The organism is Pseudoalteromonas sp. S3178 (genome assembly GCF_005886985.1).
GTDB classification, from domain to species: Bacteria; Pseudomonadota; Gammaproteobacteria; order Enterobacterales; family Alteromonadaceae; genus Pseudoalteromonas; species Pseudoalteromonas carrageenovora.
In genome coordinates this window covers 1-384 of sequence record NZ_PNCW01000194.1, presented here as the reverse complement: position 1 = coordinate 384, position 384 = coordinate 1, and the positions used below count along the sequence as shown (strand labels likewise).

At 41.9% G+C, this 384-nt stretch carries 1 protein-coding gene; it reads right to left on the bottom strand.

Annotated features, from left to right (window positions below; all coding sequences use genetic code 11):
• A partial coding sequence (locus CWC11_RS20575; protein ID WP_249330786.1) for a transposase occupies positions 1-383 on the bottom strand: 383 nt, incomplete at its 3' end.
• Between the last annotated feature and the right edge of the window lies 1 nt (position 384).

Genomic DNA, 384 nt, shown 5'->3' with positions numbered 1-384 from the left:
TGGCCACGTTGACAGTATCTGCGGGCAAAACGATAAATAGACTGTTTGGTTTTGCCTGTCTCTGCCACTATTTGATTAACCACTTTGCCACGCGCTTTCGGTTCATAGCAGTTCTCAAGTTCTACCAATGGCTTGATTGCGGCATAGTTCGCATCACGTTTTAACTGAGCAGTAGAACCAGCTTCTGGAATAACAGTAGCAATGTCGCTATATGGGTCGGCTGCACGTTTGAGCACTTCATCTTGAAAACCCTGTTCTAACTCAGTTATTTCAACAAGCTCAGGAAAGGCTTTGTCATCGTGCACTTTTATCCAAAGCACGTAATAATCAAATACCATTAAAATGCGATACAAGGTTTGTTCGTATTGCAATACTTCATTGATT